Annotated in this window: 20 protein-coding genes and 1 tRNA gene; 13 read left to right on the top strand and 8 right to left on the bottom strand. The window is 59.7% G+C overall.

The genetic code is table 11. From position 1 onward, the window contains the following. Positions 1-172 precede the first annotated feature (172 nt). From rpsM to rplQ, 4 genes are all read left to right on the top strand, one after another. Entirely contained in the window at positions 173-541 is a 369-nt protein-coding gene (gene rpsM, locus IMCC20628_RS10855; RefSeq protein ID WP_047030233.1) for a 30S ribosomal protein S13, read from the top strand. A 145-nt stretch (positions 542-686) separates the two neighbouring features. Further along, entirely contained in the window at positions 687-1076 is a 390-nt protein-coding gene (rpsK, locus tag IMCC20628_RS10850; RefSeq protein ID WP_047030232.1) for a 30S ribosomal protein S11, read from the top strand. Between the two features lie 107 nt (positions 1077-1183). Further along, a complete protein-coding gene (locus IMCC20628_RS10845) occupies positions 1184-2194 on the top strand; it encodes a DNA-directed RNA polymerase subunit alpha (protein ID WP_047030231.1) in 1011 nt (336 codons plus the stop codon). A 45-nt stretch (positions 2195-2239) separates the two neighbouring features. Beyond that, the gene (gene rplQ, locus IMCC20628_RS10840; RefSeq protein ID WP_047030230.1) at positions 2240-2668 is read left to right on the top strand and encodes a 50S ribosomal protein L17; all 429 of its coding nucleotides are present in this window, start codon (positions 2240-2242) and stop codon (positions 2666-2668) included. 137 nt (positions 2669-2805) lie between these two features. Here rplQ and msrQ read toward each other — a convergent pair whose 3' ends face one another. Together msrQ and msrP are read right to left on the bottom strand one after the other, a co-directional pair. After that, positions 2806-3468 (bottom strand): protein-methionine-sulfoxide reductase heme-binding subunit MsrQ, encoded by a 663-nt coding sequence (gene msrQ / locus IMCC20628_RS10835; RefSeq protein ID WP_197078475.1) that lies wholly within the window; start codon positions 3466-3468, stop codon positions 2806-2808. Then, positions 3468-4421: a protein-methionine-sulfoxide reductase catalytic subunit MsrP gene (gene msrP / locus IMCC20628_RS10830; RefSeq protein ID WP_047030228.1), complete on the bottom strand. Its 954-nt coding sequence runs from the start codon at positions 4419-4421 to the stop codon at positions 3468-3470. Before msrP ends, msrQ begins: the two co-directional genes overlap by 1 nt. A 527-nt stretch (positions 4422-4948) precedes the next feature. Here msrP and IMCC20628_RS10825 point away from each other — a divergent pair. The 9 genes from IMCC20628_RS10825 to IMCC20628_RS10785 all read left to right on the top strand — a co-directional run bounded on the left by IMCC20628_RS10825 (position 4949) and on the right by IMCC20628_RS10785 (position 13153). Then, entirely contained in the window at positions 4949-6244 is a 1296-nt protein-coding gene (locus IMCC20628_RS10825) for a DegQ family serine endoprotease (RefSeq protein WP_245307944.1), read from the top strand. Positions 6245-6248: 4 nt separating this feature from the next. Continuing rightward, positions 6249-7562, top strand: a complete 1314-nt coding sequence (locus tag IMCC20628_RS10820; protein WP_047030227.1) for a replication-associated recombination protein A — start codon at positions 6249-6251, stop codon at positions 7560-7562. A gap of 6 nt (positions 7563-7568) precedes the next feature. Next, positions 7569-8606 (top strand): 2-dehydropantoate 2-reductase, encoded by a 1038-nt coding sequence (locus IMCC20628_RS10815; protein WP_047030226.1) that lies wholly within the window; start codon positions 7569-7571, stop codon positions 8604-8606. A gap of 85 nt (positions 8607-8691) precedes the next feature. After that, positions 8692-9240 (top strand): flavodoxin domain-containing protein, encoded by a 549-nt coding sequence (locus IMCC20628_RS10810; protein ID WP_047030225.1) that lies wholly within the window; start codon positions 8692-8694, stop codon positions 9238-9240. Positions 9241-9340: 100 nt separating this feature from the next. Then, on the top strand, positions 9341-9715 hold the full coding sequence (gene crcB, locus IMCC20628_RS10805; RefSeq protein ID WP_047030224.1) for a fluoride efflux transporter CrcB: 375 nt from the start codon (positions 9341-9343) through the stop codon (positions 9713-9715). Between the two features lie 26 nt (positions 9716-9741). Then, complete coding sequence (locus tag IMCC20628_RS10800; RefSeq protein ID WP_047030223.1) at positions 9742-10731, top strand: RluA family pseudouridine synthase; 990 nt, start codon at positions 9742-9744, stop codon at positions 10729-10731. Next, on the top strand, positions 10728-11375 hold the full coding sequence (locus IMCC20628_RS10795; RefSeq protein ID WP_047030222.1) for an HAD-IA family hydrolase: 648 nt from the start codon (positions 10728-10730) through the stop codon (positions 11373-11375). Before IMCC20628_RS10800 ends, IMCC20628_RS10795 begins: the two co-directional genes overlap by 4 nt. 18 nt (positions 11376-11393) lie before the next feature. Further along, positions 11394-12182: an ATP12 family protein gene (locus tag IMCC20628_RS10790; RefSeq protein ID WP_047030221.1), complete on the top strand. Its 789-nt coding sequence runs from the start codon at positions 11394-11396 to the stop codon at positions 12180-12182. A gap of 197 nt (positions 12183-12379) precedes the next feature. After that, positions 12380-13153 carry a hypothetical protein gene (locus IMCC20628_RS10785; RefSeq protein WP_047030220.1) on the top strand — a complete coding sequence of 258 codons (774 nt, stop codon included), beginning with the start codon at positions 12380-12382 and terminating at the stop codon, positions 13151-13153. A 52-nt stretch (positions 13154-13205) separates the two neighbouring features. On the opposite strand, the gene fghA is transcribed toward IMCC20628_RS10785, so the two are convergent. The 6 genes from fghA to IMCC20628_RS10755 all read right to left on the bottom strand — a co-directional run bounded on the left by fghA (position 13206) and on the right by IMCC20628_RS10755 (position 18684). Continuing rightward, on the bottom strand, positions 13206-14039 hold the full coding sequence (fghA, locus tag IMCC20628_RS10780; RefSeq protein WP_047030219.1) for an S-formylglutathione hydrolase: 834 nt from the start codon (positions 14037-14039) through the stop codon (positions 13206-13208). Between the two features lie 55 nt (positions 14040-14094). Further along, complete coding sequence (locus tag IMCC20628_RS10775) at positions 14095-15204, bottom strand: S-(hydroxymethyl)glutathione dehydrogenase/class III alcohol dehydrogenase (protein ID WP_047030218.1); 1110 nt, start codon at positions 15202-15204, stop codon at positions 14095-14097. A 182-nt stretch (positions 15205-15386) separates the two neighbouring features. After that, on the bottom strand, positions 15387-15770 hold the full coding sequence (locus tag IMCC20628_RS10770) for a helix-turn-helix domain-containing protein (RefSeq protein ID WP_047032468.1): 384 nt from the start codon (positions 15768-15770) through the stop codon (positions 15387-15389). A gap of 579 nt (positions 15771-16349) precedes the next feature. Further along, positions 16350-17084 (bottom strand): lipoyl(octanoyl) transferase LipB, encoded by a 735-nt coding sequence (lipB, locus tag IMCC20628_RS10765; RefSeq protein ID WP_047030217.1) that lies wholly within the window; start codon positions 17082-17084, stop codon positions 16350-16352. A 173-nt stretch (positions 17085-17257) separates the two neighbouring features. Then, a tRNA-Leu gene (locus IMCC20628_RS10760) sits at positions 17258-17344 on the bottom strand. A gap of 212 nt (positions 17345-17556) precedes the next feature. Next, positions 17557-18684, bottom strand: a complete 1128-nt coding sequence (locus tag IMCC20628_RS10755) for a fumarylacetoacetate hydrolase family protein (RefSeq protein WP_047030216.1) — start codon at positions 18682-18684, stop codon at positions 17557-17559. Positions 18685-18689 lie beyond the last annotated feature (5 nt).

Genomic DNA, 18689 nt, shown 5'->3' with positions numbered 1-18689 from the left:
AGGGATTCGGCTCTGGTCGCTTTTAAGTGCGCCGGGACCGAGCTTGAAAATATGCTTCATTCTGCCAGATGGCTGAGCGGAGTTTGGACTGGACTACCCCGCAAGGGCCGGCCTCCACCGGACGCGGGTCAACGATAACCCGCCGGCTCGACCGGCCTACATGGAGAAGCACATGGCCCGCATAGCAGGCGTAAATATTCCGACAAACAAGCGCGTAGTGATCGCGCTGACCTACATTCACGGTATCGGGCAGAAGTTTGCATCCGAAATCGTCGAAAAGGCCGGCATTCCTCTGGATCGCCGTGTCAATCAGTTGACTGATTCCGAAGTCCTGCAGATTCGTGAGACCATTGACCGTGACTATCAGGTTGAAGGCGATCTGCGCCGCGAGAATTCGATGAACATCAAGCGTCTGATGGACCTGGGCTGCTATCGCGGTCTTCGCCATCGTCGCGGCTTGCCAGTGCGCGGTCAGCGGACCCACACCAATGCACGTACCCGCAAGGGTCCTGCACGTGCGATTGCCGGCAAGAAGAAGTAATTAGTGGAATCTGCCTGACCCGGCGGCGACTGCCTTGGAGCGTTTGGTCTGATGACCGGCGTTTTGAAGTTTTCGTCTCGGGTCTGGTGAATTCCGGTGGAGCCGCTGGTGCTACGGCGGTGCTGATATCTCGAAAGGATAAATAATGGCCAAGGAAGTTGCACGCGTCAAACGGCGCGAACGCAAGAACATCTCGTCGGGCGTTGCCCATGTCAGCTCGACATTCAACAACACCATGATCACCATCACCGATGCGCAGGGCAACACGATCTCCTGGTCGTCAGCCGGTGCAAAGGGTTTCAAGGGTTCGCGTAAGTCGACCCCGTTCGCAGCCCAGATGGCTGCTGAAGATGCTGCCAAAAAGGCGCAGGATCACGGCATGAAGACGCTGGAAGTTGAAGTTTGCGGACCTGGTTCAGGTCGTGAATCGGCACTTCGCGCTCTGCAGGCTGCCGGTTTCACCATCACTTCCATCCGTGATGTGACTCCGATCCCGCACAACGGTTGCCGCCCGCGCAAGAAGCGCCGCGTCTAGTATACGTTCCAAATTTTTCGACGGGTCAGGCTTCGCTTGCGCCCGTCTGATCCTCTTCTCACTTGGCCGTCACGATTGGATGGTGCGGCAACAGGAAGGCAGCAGATATGATTCAGAAAAACTGGCAGGAATTGATCAAGCCGAGCAAGGTCGAGTTCAACATCTCTGATCGCACAAAGGCGACCGTGGTTGCAGAACCGCTTGAGCGTGGCTTCGGCCTGACTTTGGGCAATGCCCTGCGTCGCGTTCTTTTGTCCTCACTGCGTGGCGCTGCCGTCACCGCGGTGCAGATCGACGGCGTGCTGCATGAATTCTCTTCGATCCCGGGCGTTCGTGAAGATGTCACAGACATCATCCTGAACATCAAGGAAATCGCCATCCGCATGGAAGGCGACGAAGCAAAGCGCATGGTCGTTCGCAAGCAGGGCCCGGGTGTGGTCAAGGCTGGCGACATTCAGACCGTAGGCGACATCGAGATCCTCAACCCGGAACACGTGTTGTGCACGCTTGATGAAGGCGCTGAAATCCGTATGGAGTTCACCGTCAACAACGGCAAGGGCTATGTGCCTGCTGACCGCAATCGTGCCGAAGATGCGCCTATCGGCCTGATTCCGGTCGACAGCCTCTATTCGCCGGTCAAGAAGTGCTCCTACAAGGTGGAAAACACCCGTGAAGGACAGGTTCTCGATTACGACAAGCTGACGCTGAACATCGAAACAGATGGTTCGGTGAGCGGTGAAGATGCCGTTGCCTATGCAGCTCGCATCCTTCAGGACCAGCTCGGTGTGTTCGTCAACTTCGACGAGCCGCAGAAGGAAGTTCACGAGGAAACGGTCGCCGAACTCGCTTTCAATCCGTCGCTTCTCAAGAAGGTCGACGAGTTGGAACTTTCGGTCCGCTCGGCAAACTGCCTGAAGAACGACAACATCGTCTATATCGGCGACCTCATTCAGAAGACCGAAGCCGAAATGCTCCGGACTCCGAACTTTGGCCGCAAATCACTCAACGAGATCAAGGAAGTCTTGGCTTCCATGGGCCTGCATCTGGGTATGGAAGTTCCATCCTGGCCGCCGGAAAACATCGAAGATCTCGCCAAGCGTTACGAAGACCAATATTAAACCGTCAAACGGCAGGCGTGCGCCTGCATGTGAAGGAGACTAGCCATGCGCCATGGAAATGCAGGTCGCAAGCTGAACCGCACTTCAAGTCACCGTAAGGCGATGTTCGCCAATATGGCGGCTTCGCTCATCGAACATGAGCAAATCGTGACGACCTTGCCGAAAGCCAAGGAAATCCGCCCGATCGTTGAAAAGCTTGTCACACTCGGCAAGCGCGGCGATCTGCATGCTCGCCGTCAGGCGATCTCGCAGATCCGCGACAACGAAGTTGTTCGCAAGCTGTTCGACACGATCGCCACACGTTACGCCACCCGTCACGGCGGCTACATTCGCATCATGAAGGCCGGTTACCGCACCGGCGACAACGCGCCGATGGCCGTTGTTGAATTCGTTGATCGTGATCCGGATGCCAAGGGTTCCAAGGACCGCGCTCGCGTTGCCATGGAAGTTGCTGCCGAAGACGAAGCAGCGTAAGCGCTTCCGATTTAGCCAATTGGCAAATATTGAAAAGCCGGGTGCTTCACGCGCCCGGCTTTTCGCTGTTTTGACGTGTGCGGAGATTGGTGGATTGATGCCGGGGGCTGCTATCGGGAGGCCAGCAATTCAGCCGTTCACTCGGGTTGCGCCCTTGATGCCGTAAACCCGGTCTTGTTCTGACGCGTCGAACGCTTCCAGTCCATGTAGCGTGGGCGTAGCAAACGCCAGCCAAGCAGCACGCCGACCAGCCCGGAATAGATCAACTGTTCTGGTCCTATCACTTTCACCGCCAGGCAAAAATGCAGCGCGCCCGCTGCCGCAATCGGATAGATCAGCCGGTGCAGCTTGACCCAGCCTGGTCCAAGCTTGCGGACAGACCAGCGGTTCGACGTCAGCGCCAGCGGGATCAGAGCCACGAATGCCGCCATGCCGATGGTGATGAACCAGCGTTTGTAAATGTCCTCGACAATCACACTGAACGCCAGCCGTTTGTCGAGCACCATATAGGCGAGGAAATGCATCGCCACATAATAGAACGCCAGCAGCCCGAGCGCGCGGCGATAGCGCACCCAGTTGATGCCTGCGAGATCTCTTAGCGGCGAGATCGCCAGCGTCAGGATCAGGAACCGCAAGGCCAATTCGCCCAGCAGGTGCTCGAAGATCTTGACCGGATTGCCAATCAACTGCCCTGTTGCGCCAAGATAGAAGGTCCATGCCGCAGGCAACAGCCCGAGCCCGTAGAGCGCCCATATCGATGCGGCATGAAACCGTTTTGGCAGAGCGGGCAGGGGCATGATCAGAAATTTGCTTTCAGATCCATGCCGGCATAGAGGCTGGCGACCTCATCGCCATAGCCGTTGAACGGCAGCGTCGGCCGGTCGTTCGAGCCGAAGAAACCGCCGCCACCGACACGGTTTTCCGTTGCCTGGCTCCAGCGCGGATGATCGACTGCCGGATTGACGTTGGCATAAAACCCATATTCGCCTGGAGCGATCTGGTTCCAGGTCGATGCCGGTTGCTCCTCCGTCAGGGTGATGCGGACAATGGACTTGATGCCTTTGAACCCGTATTTCCATGGCGTCACCAGCCGAACCGGCGCACCGTTCTGGTTGGGCAGGGTCTTGCCATACATCCCCATCGACAGAATGGTCAGCGGGTGCCGCGCCTCGTCAAGCCGAAGACCTTCGACATAGGGCCAGTTGAGCGGTTGGAATATGCCGCTCTGGCCAGGCATTTCTGCAGGCCGGACAACAGTTTCGAATGCGACATATTTGGCGCTGCCCTGCGGCTCGACCTTTTCAATCAGGCTGGCGAGGGATACGCCGATCCAGGGGATCACCATCGACCAGGCCTCGACGCAGCGCATCCGGTAAATCCGCTCCTCCAGACCAAGCGCCATCAGCGCGTCGAGATCGAATTCGGCCGGTTTGTTGACCAATCCGTCGACCTTGATGCTCCACGGGCGTGGCTTGAAATCGCCGGAATTGGCGGCAGGGTCGGCCTTGCCTGTGCCGAATTCATAAAAATTGTTGTAGCTGGTTGCGTCGGCTTCCGGTGTGATCTCTTCTTTCGGATCATAACCGCCGGGCGTGAACTGCAGTTCGGTTTGGGAGGCGCTCAATGCCAGTGACGGCGCGGCCAGCGCAAAACCGCCGGCAGCGGCCATGCGCAGGATGTCGCGCCTGCCGAAATAGCTGCTCTCGGGCGTGATCTCTGATCCGGGGATGGCGGTAGGGCGGTAACGACGCATGGCCTGATAGCTCCTGGGATAGACGGACCGGCGCTACCGGCGCGTGCTTGAACACTGTTCCATGATATACAATTGAGCAGCGCCGCAAAGGAGCTGCACGACCACATTTTCGTGTAGATGAGGTGATCAATGTAACTGCAGGCCGGAAAACAGGCTGCGAACGGAGCCTGTATCGCCCGGTAGGCCAGTATCTGCCGTTCTTGCCATCAAGCGGTCAAACTCATAATGACTTTACGGGGTCATAAAGGTCATACTGCCCAAATCACTGAGGATTCCCCGTCATGATTCCAGATCGCTCGCGCCATCGCGCACTCCTGCTTGCTCTGCTGTCGATTGTCGCGCTGACAACTTTCAATCTTGCGCCGGCCATTGCCCAGACCAAAACCGAAGAATCGGTAAGCGACGCAATTGGAAAGATTTTCCGCGACGTACTGGGCGGGAACAGCGACAAGGCGGCCGGTTCGGCGGCACAAAAATCGACACCGCAGCTCGCGCTACGCCGGGAGCCGCCGCGGTCGCAAGCCGACATGATGCAGTCCTTCTCGCCGCTGGTCAAAGCCACCGCACCGGCAGTGGTCAATGTCTATGCCGACCGCAAGGTCCAGCGCAACGCCTCGCCGTTTGCCGGTGATCCGTTTTTTGAGCGGTTTTTTGGCCAGCAGATGCCCAATCGCACCGAACGCCAGTCCTCACTCGGCTCGGGCGTCATTATCGAAAGCCGCGGCATCGTGGTCACCAACAATCATGTCATCAAGGATGCCGACGACATCCGGGTGGCGCTGACCGACGGTCGCGAGTTCAACAGCCGGGTGCTGCTCAAGGATGAGCGCTTCGATCTTGCCATCCTGCAGATTGAAGGCGATGGCCCGTTTCCGGCGATCGAATTCGGCGACACCGACGCCATCGAGGTCGGAGACATCGTGCTCGCCATCGGCAATCCCTTTGGTGTCGGCCAGACCGTGACCAGCGGCATTGTCTCGGCTCTGGCGCGCAACCGTGTCGGCATATCGGATTTCGGCTTTTTCATTCAAACCGACGCAGCGATCAATCCCGGCAATTCCGGCGGTGCGCTGATTGACATGAATGGCGATCTGATCGGCATCAACACTGCCATTTTCAGCCGGTCTGGCGGCTCCAACGGGATTGGCTTTGCCATTCCGGCAAATCTGGTGCGGGCGGTGGCACAGACTGCCGAATCCGGCGGCGACGTGTTCGAGCGGCCTTACATTGGTGCCACCTTCGAAAGCGTTACACCCGACATCGCCGAAGCGCTTGGACTTGATCGCGCCACCGGTGCGCTGGTCTCGGATGTTGCCGACGATGGTCCGGCAGGCAAGTCCGGCCTGCGCGCCGGAGACATCATCGTCGGCTTCAACGGCCAGCCGATCGAGCATCCCGATGCGCTTGGCTACCGTCTTGCCACCACCGGCGTCGGTGCTTTGGCAGAACTGGAGGTGTTGAGCCGCAAGGGGCGCAAGACCGTGCAGATCACGCTTCAGGCGCCACCCGCGGATGATCCGCGCGCCCGTCGCACACTGCGGGGCCAGAACCCGTTTTCGGGCGCCATCGTCTCCAACATCACGCCGCGTATTGCCGAGAAACTGCGCCTTCCGGCATCGGTTGACGGCGTCATCGTCACCGATGTGCCGGCCAAAACTCTGGCCCGCCGATATGGAGTTCGCCCCGGCGACCTGATAGCCGTGATCAATGGCGTCGATATCGCCAATGTCGATATTCTGGAGCAGATACTGGCCGATGGTGCCAGTTTCTGGCGGTTCGAAATCATCCGTGGCGGTCAGCGCATTCGTCAGATTATCCGGTGAAGGGATGAGTGATCTGTTCGCCACTCCTGACGCAGCCAATAGCGGGCGCCGTCCGCTTGCCGACCGGTTGCGGCCCGCAACGCTGGCCGAGGTTGCCGGCCAGCCGCATCTGACGGGCGAGGACGGTGCGATCACCCGCATGATCGCCTCGGGCAGTCTCGGCTCGATGATATTCTGGGGACCTCCGGGCACCGGCAAGACCACCGTTGCGCGGTTGCTGGCAGGCGAGACCGATCTGGCCTTCGATCAGATTTCGGCGATCTTCTCCGGCGTTGCCGATCTCAAAAAAGTCTTTGAAACTGCCCGTGCCCGGCGCATGGGTGGCCGTCAGACCTTGCTGTTCGTTGACGAGATCCACCGCTTCAACCGGGCACAGCAGGACAGTTTCCTGCCGGTGATGGAGGACGGCACCATCGTGCTGGTGGGTGCCACCACCGAGAATCCGTCGTTTGAACTCAACGCCGCGCTTTTGTCGCGCGCCCGGGTGCTGACCTTCAAGTCGCATGATGAGGAAAGCCTCGAAAGCCTGCTCGTGCGCGCCGAGGATGACACCGGCAATCCGCTGCCGCTCGATGAGAATGCCCGACAGAGCCTGCTGCGAATGGCCGATGGCGATGGCCGCGCGGTGCTGACGTTGGCCGAAGAAGTCTGGCGTGGCGCCCGCGAAGGTGAAATCTTCGACACCGAAGCCCTGGTCAAGATCGTCCAGCGCCGCGCCCCGGTCTATGACAAGGGCCAGGACGGGCACTACAATCTGATTTCCGCCCTGCACAAATCGATCCGCGGCTCCGATCCCGACGCGGCGCTCTACTATCTCTGCCGCATGCTCGACGCCGGTGAGGATCCGCTGTTCCTGTGCCGGAGACTGGTTCGTATGGCGTCAGAAGAAATCGCCATGGCTGATCCCCAGGCGCTGGTGATCGCCAATGCCGCCAAGGAGGCCTACGACTTTCTCGGTTCACCCGAGGGTGAGCTGGCGTTGGCGCAGGCCTGCGTCTATCTCGCCACGGCGCCCAAATCCAACGCGGTCTATACCGCCTATAAAGCGGCCATGCGGGCCGCCAAGGAGGGCGGCTCGTTGTTGCCGCCCAAGCACATCCTCAACGCGCCTACCAAGCTGATGAAGGCCGAGGGCTACAACGAGGGCTACCGCTACGACCACGACCAGCCTGACGCCTTTTCCGGACAGGACTATTTCCCTGAAGCCATGGGCCGCAAGACCTTCTACGATCCGCCCGAACGCGGCTTTGAACGCGACATCCGCAAGCGGCTGGATTTCTGGTCACGGCTGCGAAAAGAGCGCGGCGGCAAGGGGTAGGACGGCATGAGCAGCGCAGGCGAGGGTTCAGTTCCGAACATCGGCATCATGGGCGCCGGTGCCATCGGGCTCTATGTCGGCGGCATGCTGGCCCACAGTGGCGCACCAGTTGCCTTCGCCGCACGGGGACGCACGCTGGACTCAATCGCGCGCGGGTTGGCGCTGACCCGCTATGACGGCTTCAAGGCTGAGCTGAAGCCGGTACAGTACCGGTTTGGCGGCGCAGAGTGCCTCGCTGATTGCGATATCATCCTGTTCTGTACCAAATCCGGCGACACCGAGGCGGCGGCACGCGAACTCTCGGTCTGCCTCAAACCCGGCGCCACCGTTATCAGCCTGCAAAATGGCGTCGGCAATGTCGATGTGCTCAATACTATCTTGCCGGACCATGAGATTGTCGCCGGAACGGTGCCGTTCAATGTTGTCCGGCTGTCCCCCAATGCCGTGCACTGCGCGATGGAGGGCAAGGTTCTGGTCGGACCCTCGGCGGCTTCCGGCAAACTTGCAGTTCTGGCGAAGGGCTCCGGATTGAAGCTGGACGTCCATCAGGATTTGGAAGCCGTGCAATGGGGCAAGCTGCTTTTGAACCTCAACAACGGGCTTAATGTGTTGAGCGGGCTGCCCCTGCGCCAGCAATTTGACGATCCGGGTTACCGCACCGTGCTGGCCATGGCCATGGATGAGTTGTTGCAGGCGCTTGATGCAGCAGGCATCAGGGCGATTGGCGCGACACGCACAAATCCGCGGTTGATCCCGAAAGTCTTGCGGCTGCCGACATGGTTGTTTCGAATTGCCGCTCGCCAGCAACTGAAGATGGATGACACGGCGCGATCCTCCTCCTGGGATGACCTCAGAGCGGGCAGGGAGCCTGAAACACGGTTTCTCAACGGAGCGGTCGTCTCGCTGGCAGAGACACATGACCGCACTGCGCCGGTCAACCAACTCATCTGTCGTCTGGTGGATGATGCCTTCGCCGCCAGGGCATCACCCGCATTGCTTGGTTCAGATCTTCTGGCGATCGCGCGCGCGGCCGCCATCAGGTGAATCGATCGGCGGCTTGACCTCTGTCAAGGCGAGTACCTCGCAGTCAGAGGCATAGTGACCTTGAGATGATCAAGGAGGACGCGCCGTGACTGTTCTGGTTCTTTACGCCACCATTGAGGGCCAATCCCGCAAGATTGCCGAGCATGCCGCAGCTCAGCTTGAGAAAGCGGGCCAAGGTGTGGTGCTGGCCGATCTTCGCGAGCCCGGCTTCGCAATTCCGGGCCGCTTTGATGGTGTGTTGTTGTGCGCGCCGATCCACGTTGGACGCTATCCGGACTCGGTGGTGCGATTTCTGATCGATTGGAAGGCTGCGCTGGCTGATGTGCCGACCGCCTTGATTTCCGTCACGCTCGGCATTTACAGCAAGGATGCCGAAGACCGTGCCGAGGCGGAAAGTTATCCCGCCAAACTGGAAAAGAAGACCGGATTTCACATGAACCGGATCCATCACGCCGCCGGTGCGCTGAAATTTCTCGAGTATGATTTCTTCAAACGCATGTTGATGCGTCAGATTGCAGCCGCCGAAGGCGGCCCGGTAGATACCAGTCAGGATCATGAATTCACCGACTGGGCGGCACTCGACAGCTTTGTCGGCGAGTTTGCCGATGATGTGGCGCTGGCGGCAAGAGCCTGAGGCACGCAGATATGAGGCTTTCTTGGACGTAACTGGCGAAATCTGCGGATCGCTTCGGCCAAAGCTTTATTGCGCCACGGTTTTGAGCTAAGCAGGCGCCATGAACGCTCTGGTGCTTGTTTTTCTCGGCGGCGGCTTTGGTGCTGTGTCACGCCATCTCTCCGGGATGGCGGTGATGCGTCTGTCTGGGCCGGGGTTTCCGTGGGGAACTATGGTGGTCAACATCGTCGGTTCGCTGGCCATGGGCTTGCTGATCGCCTGGCTTGCGCGTCGTTCATCGGGCGATGCGGACCTGCGACTGCTGCTGGCAACCGGCTTTTTGGGTGGTTTTACCACCTTTTCTGCCTTTTCGCTTGATGCAGTGTCGCTTTACGAGCGCGGTGCGTTGACGGCGGCGGCAGCCTATGTGATTGCCAGCGTCACAGTTTCCATCTTGGCGTTGTTTGGCGGGCTTTGGCTGGCGCGCCAGCTGTAATCACGCAAGTTAAAGAGATAATCGATATGGCGGGCGTACAGCTCATACAGGTTGATCCTGAAGAATCGGGCATGCGGCTCGATCGCTGGTTCAAGACACATTTTCCGGGTCTCGGTTTTGCGCAGCTGCAAAAGCTGCTCAGGTCCGGGCAGATCCGCGTCGACGGTGGCCGGGTCAAGACCGACCGCAGGGTGCATTCAGGCGAGACCGTGCGGGTGCCGCCGATGGATGTCGACGAGAAGCCCACCGGCCCGCTGACGTCCAACACTATCAAGAACCGTGGTGACGACGACGTGCTGCGTCAGATGCTGTTGCATGAAGATGACAAGGTGCTTGTGTTCAACAAGCCCGCCGGTCTCGCCGTGCAGGGCGGCTCCGGCGTGACCCGCAATGTTGACGAAATGCTTGAGGCATGGCGCAACAAGAAGGGCGAGAAGCCCAGACTGGTGCACCGGCTCGACCGCGACACTGCCGGCGTTCTGGTGGTGGCTCGTAGCCGCAGTGCGGCGCAGTCGCTGACCGCTGCATTCCGCGAGCGCACCACCAAGAAAACCTACTGGGCGCTTGTCCGCGGCGTGCCGCGCGAAAAGGAAGGCAAGATCTCCACCTGGCTGATCAAGGAAGCCACCGATGATGGCGACCGGATGCGGGTTGCCAAACATGGCGAGCAGGGTGCCGATCATGCGGTGTCCTACTACAAGATCATCGACAAGGCCGCGCAGAACCTCGCCTGGCTCGAGTTCGAACCCTATACCGGCCGCACCCACCAGCTGCGCATTCATGCTCTGCATATGGGCCATCCAATCATCGGCGATCCGAAATATTACCAGTTCGATCCCAACTGGGAATTCCCCGGCGGCATCCAGAAGCGTCTGCATCTGCTGGCGCGGCATATTTCGGTACCGCATCCCGATGGCGGCCGGCTCTCGGTCACCGCGCCGCTGCCGCCGCACATGGTGCAGAGCTGGAATCTGCTCGGCTTTGAAGAGGCGACCGGCGGGGAGCCCGACGAATGAAGCTCGCCTTGTTTGATTGCGACGGCACCATTGTTGACAGTGCCGCAGTCATCCATGCCTGCATGGAACGCACGTTTGAGGATTTTGAACAGGCCAGGCCCGGTCTGGAGCTGACAAAATCGATCATTGGGCTGACGCTGGATATTGCCATAGGGCAGATGCTCAACCGCATCGTCGATCCGGAAATCACCGCGATGACGGCGCGTTACAAAGAACACTTCATGCTTTACCGCCAAAGCGGCGGGCTGCTTGAACCGGCCTATGAGGGCTTGCTGCCGTTGATTGCAGCGCTTGCTGCGCGCGATGACGTGATCCTTGGCGTGGTCACCGGCAAATCCCGCCGCGGTCTCGACGCCATCTTGGCCCATCACGATTTGACCCAGTCTTTCTTTGTCACCCGCACCGCCGATGATTGCCCCTCCAAACCGCATCCGGCCATGGTGCTGGAGTGCTGTGCGGCAGCCGGGATCGAACCGGGGCAGACGACGGTGATCGGCGATGCGGTCTATGACATGCAGATGGCGGTCAATGCCGGCGCGCGCGCCGTTGGCGTCTCCTGGGGGTATGGCCCGGTGGACGCGCTTACGGCATCCGGCGCGCACCACGTGGTCACCACCGCCGACGAAATTGCCACCCTTATCTGACGACAGGAGACGCGGATCATGTCCGACATTTTGAGCGATCTTGATCTTGGAGACGCCAAGCCCTCCGATCCGGTCCGGGAAGCCCAGGCCGGCCTGAAAAAAGTCTTGCCCAAGCGGTTTTACAAGCAGGCGAATGTCATTCCCGGCGCTGAAGGCGGTTTTGTTGTAGCGCTCGACGGAAAACCGGTGCGCACGCCGTCCCGCCAGGAACTTGGTGTTGCCTATGCAGATCTGGCTGCAGCCCTGGCTGCGGAATGGGAAGCGCAGACCGACAAGATCGATCCCGCAACCATGCCGCTGACGCGGATGATCAACACCGCGATCGATGCTGTGTCCACCGCCGAGGAAGAGGTGTTCGAGGACATCCTGCGCTACGCCGGTTCCGATCTGCTGTGCTACCGTGCTGACGGGCCGGAAGCGCTGGTGGCGCGTGAAGCAAAGCACTGGGACCCGCATCTCGATTGGGCAGCCAGCATGGGAGCACGGCTGGTTCTGGCCGAGGGCATCATCCATGTCGAGCAGCCGGCTGACGCCATCCGCGCCATTGCGGTGCTGTTGCGCCGCTATGCCACCCCGCTGGAACTCACAGCGCTCCACACCATCACCACCATCACCGGATCGCTGGTGCTGGCTCTGGCGCTGGCCGAGGGTAGGGCGGAACCATCGGAGATCTGGGATGCTGCCCATGTCGATGAGGACTTCAATATCGCCCAGTGGGGCGAGGATTATGAAGCCGCCGCGCGCCGCGCCACACGGCTGATCGATTTTCAAGCAGCAGCGCAGATCCTGTCAGCCTGCAAGGCCTGAACCTGTCGGCACGGGTGCGACATCCGATTGGCTTCGGCGCTTCCTATTTGTCCAGGAACGAAGCCTCTTAACCAAGCGCTAACCATAAAATGCGATTTTACCCCTGCAGGATTTACCTGTTCGGGAGCAGTGGCGTGGGTCAAAAAGAGTATTTAACGGCGCAGCTGTTCAGGGTTTTGGCCGTCTTCGGATTAACCGTGGTTCTGGCCGCATGCGCCGGCCGGCCCAAGCCGATTGACCCGACCCGGCCCTACACAGTCACCGAAGTGCAGGTCACAGCCGAGAACATCAGGGATCTGGACTTTGCCCAACGGCTGCAGCAACGGCTTGAGGCTACTGCCGGGCGCGCCACCTCCGATATCGGCCAGACCTCGACCCTGCGGGTGTTCGTGCTTGATTACGGTGCCGAGACCGGCCTGATAAATTTCTTTGACAGCTCCATCAGGGCAGCCAGTCTCAATCTGGTGCTTGTGGATGCGAACACTGGACAGGTACTACGCACAAGCGCCTTGCGGACCACGTCTGCGCGTCGAAACGGGCAGCGTGCCGAAACTGTCCTTGTCAGCAGGCTGGTGCAGGATATCCGGGCGATGCTTGGGCTGTCCGGCACCACGCCGCATCCGGTCACCGGCACCAAACGCGTGGTCGCCAGCCCGATGCTGAAACCTGAAAACCTCACCGACATCGAGTTTCTATCCGCTGATCCGTTGCTCAATGGAACCGTCACACCGACCACGATGGATTTCGATCTGGATCCGGATGCCGGCCCGACGCTCGACATTTCAAAGCCGCTGCTGACAGCCGAACCGGCTGCCGAGGAGCCTGTGCCAGCCCAGACCGCCGCTCCCTCCGTATCAGCCATCGGGCCGCAAATGCCCGTTACCGCGGCGGAATCATTGCCTGCAGAAAGCGATGGCGAACCCTGCATCATCACGCTCGAGAACGAGTGCAGTGATCCTGACAGTCAGTAGAGCAGGCTGGGCGCGACCGGGACGTAAATCAGTGACACGGAACTGGTCGAGATCACTTCAGCCGCTCGGCATGCCAAGCGAGGTGGTCGTCCATGAATGTCGAGATGAAGTAGTAGGAGTGATCATAACCCTCCTGCATCCGCAGGCTAAGGCCGATATCAGCCTTCTGGCATGCTTCTTCCAGTAGCCAAGGCCGCAGACCGTTCTCCAGAAAGCCGTCAGCGGTTCCCTGGTCCACCAGAAACTCCGGAAACCGTGCGCCGTCCTCGATCAACAACGTTGCGTCATGTCGCCGCCAAAGCGTCTCATCCGCACCAAGATATTTTTCCAGCGCCGGGCGTGACCAGTCAGCCGTGGACGGCTGGACGATCGGCGCGAAGGCGGAGCAGCTCTTGAACCGGTCCGGATGCTTGAGGGCGAATGTCAGTGCGCCATGGCCACCCATGGAGTGGCCCATGATGCCCTGCCGTCCCATGTCGGCGGCGAAATGAGCCGCCACCAGTCCCGACAACTCGTCAAGGATATGGCTTTCCATCCGGTAGTGCTGCGACCAGGGCGCTTGCGTCGCATCAAGGTAAAATCCTGCGCCCTTGCCGAATTGCCAGTTGTCCGGCTCATCTGGCACATGGTCGCCGCGTGGACTGGTATCAGGGCAAACGATGATCAGGCCGAGTTCGGCAGCCATCCGGCGGTACTCGCCCTTGTCCATCACATTGGCATGGGTGCAGGTGAGGCCCGACAGGAACCAGACCACCGGACACAGCTGTTCCTTGGCCACCAGAGGCCTGAACACGGCGAAGGTCATGTCGCCGCCGCAGGCGTCCGATTGCGTCGAATAGACGCCCTGACAGCCGCCGTGGGATTTGGCTTCCGAAATGATTTTCATGCTTGTGCCGCCCGGTTGGGGCAGGGTCTCCGCACTGGAGGCCCTCGCCAAAATATCAGTAAACCACAACGCTGCGGATGCTTTCGCCCTTGTGCATCAGGTCGAAGGCCTCGTTGATTCCCTCAAGCCCCATGGTATGGGTGATCATCGGATCGATCTCGATCTTGCCTTCCATATACCACTCGACGATCTTTGGCACATCGGTGCGTCCGCGTGCACCACCGAAGGCCGTGCCGCGCCAAGAGCGGCCGGTGACAAGCTGGAAGGGCCGGGTGGAGATTTCCTGACCGGCGCCGGCGACACCGATAATGATGCTTTCGCCCCAGCCTTTGTGGGCGCATTCCAGTGCTGTACGCATCACGCCGACATTGCCGGTGGCGTCAAAGGTGTAGTCTGCGCCGCCCTTGGTCAGATCGACGAGATAAGGCACCAGGTCGCCTTCGACATCGTTCGGATTGACAAAATGGGTCATGCCGAAGCGCTTCGCCATCTCGACCTTGGACGGGTTGAGGTCGACACCAACGATCATGTCTGCGCCGGCAAGACGCAGGCCCTGCAGCACGTTGAGACCAATGCCGCCAAGACCGAAGACGATGGCCTTGGAGCCGATTTCCACCTTGGCGGTGTTGATCACCGCACCAATACCGGTGGTCACACCGCAGCCGATATAGCAGACCTTGTCGAAAGGCGCGTCCGGGTTGATCTTGGCCAGCGCGATTTCAGGCAGCACGGTGAAATTGGCGAATGTCGAGGTGCCCATGTAGTGGAATATCGGCTTGCCATTGAGCGAGAACCGCGATGTGCCGTCCGGCATCAGGCCTGCGCCTTGTGTGGTGCGGATCGCCTGGCACAGATTGGTCTTCGGATTGAGGCAGTATTCGCATTCGCGGCATTCCGGCGTGTAGAGCGGAATGACGTGATCGCCTTTCTTCAGCGATGTCACGCCGGGGCCGACATCAACCACCACACCGGCACCTTCATGGCCGAGAATAGCCGGGAAAATGCCTTCCGGATCGGCGCCTGACAGCGTGAATTCGTCGGTATGGCAAATACCGGTGGCCTTGATTTCGACAAGCACCTCGCCCGCGCGCGGTCCGTCCAGCTGAACGGTGGTGATTTCAAGCGGTTTTCCCGCTTCGAAGGCTACGGCTGCGCGAACGTCCATTGCAATGCTCCCGGATGGTGTTTGTCATTCGAACCATACCTGCCAGAGCGGCAGTCGCGGCTCAACCCTGATTTTGAGCTAATTTCAACGCCGCACATTCATTTGAATGCGCGGCGCTGTAACAATTTGAATTCGTGCACATGACTTGCTGTTCAAATGGATCCATTTGAACGAGGCATGGATCAGTCGTTTGCGGCCTGTATCAATGTCAACAGACGGCTTTCAAGCATTTCGACACTCGAGGTGATTTGCGTGGCAAGTTCTCTGAGCCGATTGATTTCGCCCGACATTTCGGCAACTGCAATGGAAATGCCTGCGGGTTGCGGCGCATCTCCGGTGCCGCTGATCAGCCAGGCTGGCGAAACGCCAAGCACACCGGCAAGGGTCATGATCTTGTTGGCGCGTGGTTCGGAGCGATCCGATTCCCATTCGGCCAGGGTCTCGACGGTCACGCCGATATTGGATGCGGTATCTTCCAGAGTCAGCGAGGACAGGTCGCGCGCGCGTGTAATTCTGCCGCCGAGGGTGTCGCCGTCATCATAGATTTCCGCTGTCATTACATTCATGTCGTTCATTCCTTTGATTTGCCGATCACAAGCCGAATTGCGCCATCAGGCGCGCGGCAGCCAATCCCGTCCGGGACCAGCCAAAGCCTGGATCGTATCGTTCGTGTGAAACCCACAGCGCCGCGCCTCAATAAGGAGGCGTAAAGGACTCTGTTGTCGTTCCAGCAATTGCCGCAAAACTCTGCCCTCGAATCGGTTTTGACCCAAGGAGTTTTGCAACCGTCGTGCGGCATGCATCAGCATGCTGCACATAATGACCTTCCGCAGCCACGATTTGAGCGGCGTCCCCGGGTAATGTTTTACTTCGGGAGAAGGCAGGACCTGTCGAATCTCGGCCAAGGTCTCTGTTCCTGCACCGTTACTATCGGTGATTGTGCACACTCAGTCCAGAGCGCCGCCCGCTTTGTCTGCGGGCCAGGGATTTTCGTAGATGCTAAGTTTACGTCATTGCGGCGTCCGAAGGCAAGCCGCAGACCAAATCGAGGTCTGAGGCTACCCCGCTCACCCTTCAGCCAGAACTTTGTCCTGCGCATGGCGTTGTCAGAATTCGTATGGGGCCGTCTGATTCGTCAGGGCAGGCTATTGGGGGGAATTCGGGCTGTCGTCCCGAGTTGCTCCGAATGTCGTCTCAAACGCATCGCGCAGCCTGATGTCGGCTTCGTGCATCGGAATGGGCAGGCCCAAATCAACCAGACTTGTGACCCCGTGCAACCGCACACCGCAGGGCACGATGCCGGAGAAATGGTCGAGATCCGGATCGACGTTCAATGCCAGCCCGTGAAAGCTCACCCATTTGCGCAGACGAATGCCGATTGCCGCGATCTTGTCCTCGGCCATGCCGCCGTCGGCAAGCCGCGGCTTGTCGGGCCGGCGCACCCACACACCAACCCGGTCTTCGCGCCGTTCGCCCGTGACATTCATGCTTGCCAGCGTCGCAATGATTACCGCCTCCATGGCTGAAACGAAGGCGCGCACATCCTGCCGGCGGCGCTTGAGATCAAGCATCACATAGGCCACGCGCTGGCCGGGGCCATGATAGGTGTATTCGCCGCCGCGACCGGTCTGGTGCACTTCAAAACGGTCCGGAGCGACCAGATCTTCCGCCTTGGCGCTGGTACCGGCGGTGTAGAGCGGCGGATGCTCGACAAGCCAGACGAGTTCATCAGCCTGGCTGGCTGCGATCTTCTCGGCTTCAGCCTCCATCAGCGCCACGGCGTCGGGGTAGGGCGTCAGCCCTTCCGATATCCGCCATCTCACCGGCGCACTGCCGTCTCGCGGGAAAAACCGTGTCTCGAGTGTGTCGCGTTGGTTCATTGGATTGGTCTAGATCCGATGGCGCCAAAATGGAAGGGATTTGCCGGACCCATATACTGATCACATCGACATAAGACGTAATCGGCCTGGGATGCACGACTGTCGGGCAGATCCGGTAATGGCTCAGCATGCGGATTAAAGACACAAAAAAACCCGCCGAAGCGGGTGTTTGATGGTGCGGTCGAGAAGACTCGAACTTCCACGGGTTTAACCCCACAGCGACCTCAACGCTGCGCGTCTACCAATTCCGCCACGACCGCACGTGGTAGAGCCGAAACCTGTCGGCGCGCTGCATGTAGCAAATGGATTTGGGCAGCACAAGCGCATTCGTCACAAAAACGACTTGCCGCGAAGGCGGCCGTAAAACCTGTATTTTCAATCAGGAACAAGTGGTTCATCATGACGGTGTGCTGCGCCTGAATCGAGGGGCCTGAGATAGGGCGGCAGAGCTGCAAATTAGCTCTTACGACCTTTACAGCAACCCGCGTTGCGCCAGATTGCGCATCAAATGGCTGGAGCCAAAGGTCCATTCCGGACAGTCGGTTGAATGCTGCACCACGTTTTTCAGCACGCCGAGCTTGGCGTTGGAGATTTCCACCGTGTCGCCCAGATGATGGGTGAACCCCATGCCCTTTTCGCCACGGTCCTGCACCGGCGCAAACAGTGTCCCGAGAAACAGCATGAAGCCGTCCGGATACTGATGGTGGCGTCCGGTAGTCTGCGCGACCAGGTCGCTGGGGGCGCGGCTGATCTTGCGCATGCTCGAATGGCCTGACAGCACATAGCCGTCGGTTCCCGTCACCGTCAGGTCCAGCTCGGCGCTGCGGACGTCGTCGAGATCGAAACTGTTGTCAAACAGCCGAATCATCGGTCCGATGGCGCAGGCAGCATTGTTGTCCTTGGCCTTGCCGAGCAGCAGCGCCGACAGACCTTCGAAATCGCGCAGATTGACGTCGTTGCCAAGCGCTGCGCCAACAATCCGGCCGGTCGAACTGACCGCCAGCACGATTTCCGGTTCCGGGTTGTTCCAGCGCGATTCGGGGTGAATGCCGACCAGCGCACCGCTGCCGACAGCTGACATCGGCTGGGATTTGGTGAACACCTCGGCGTAGGGGCCGATTCCGACCTCGAGATATTGCGACCACAGACCCTCGCGAATCAGCGCCTGCTTGGCCAGCACTGCTTTTTCCGAACCTGGCACCACATCACTGAGGCTGGCGCCGATTTCTGCGCCAATGCGGGCGCGCAACGCGGTCGCCTTGGCAGGATCTCCCGCAGCGCGTTCCTCGATCACCCGTTCGACCATGGATTCGGCAAAGGTCACGCCACAGGCCTTGATGGATTGCAGATCGCAGGGCGCAAGCATCGTGACATCTGCCCGGCTTCCTAGCTCGGAAACCGCGCAGATGATTGTGCCATCAGCAGACCGGACGTGACCAGCCGGATCGTCCATCTCACAAATATCGCGAACCATCGGCGCGGCGCGACTGGTGATGTCGACCAGCATGCCGTCACGGAGTGTCACCACCGCGGGCCCGCCTGCAGCATCTAGCCAGGCGCGTCCGACAAAGACGCCTTGCTGATCCAGGGTCTCAAGCATTTTCG

The sequence above is a fragment of the Hoeflea sp. IMCC20628 genome, from assembly GCF_001011155.1.
Taxonomy (GTDB): Bacteria; Pseudomonadota; Alphaproteobacteria; order Rhizobiales; family Rhizobiaceae; genus Hoeflea.
This window is presented reverse-complemented; position numbering and strand designations above follow the sequence as displayed.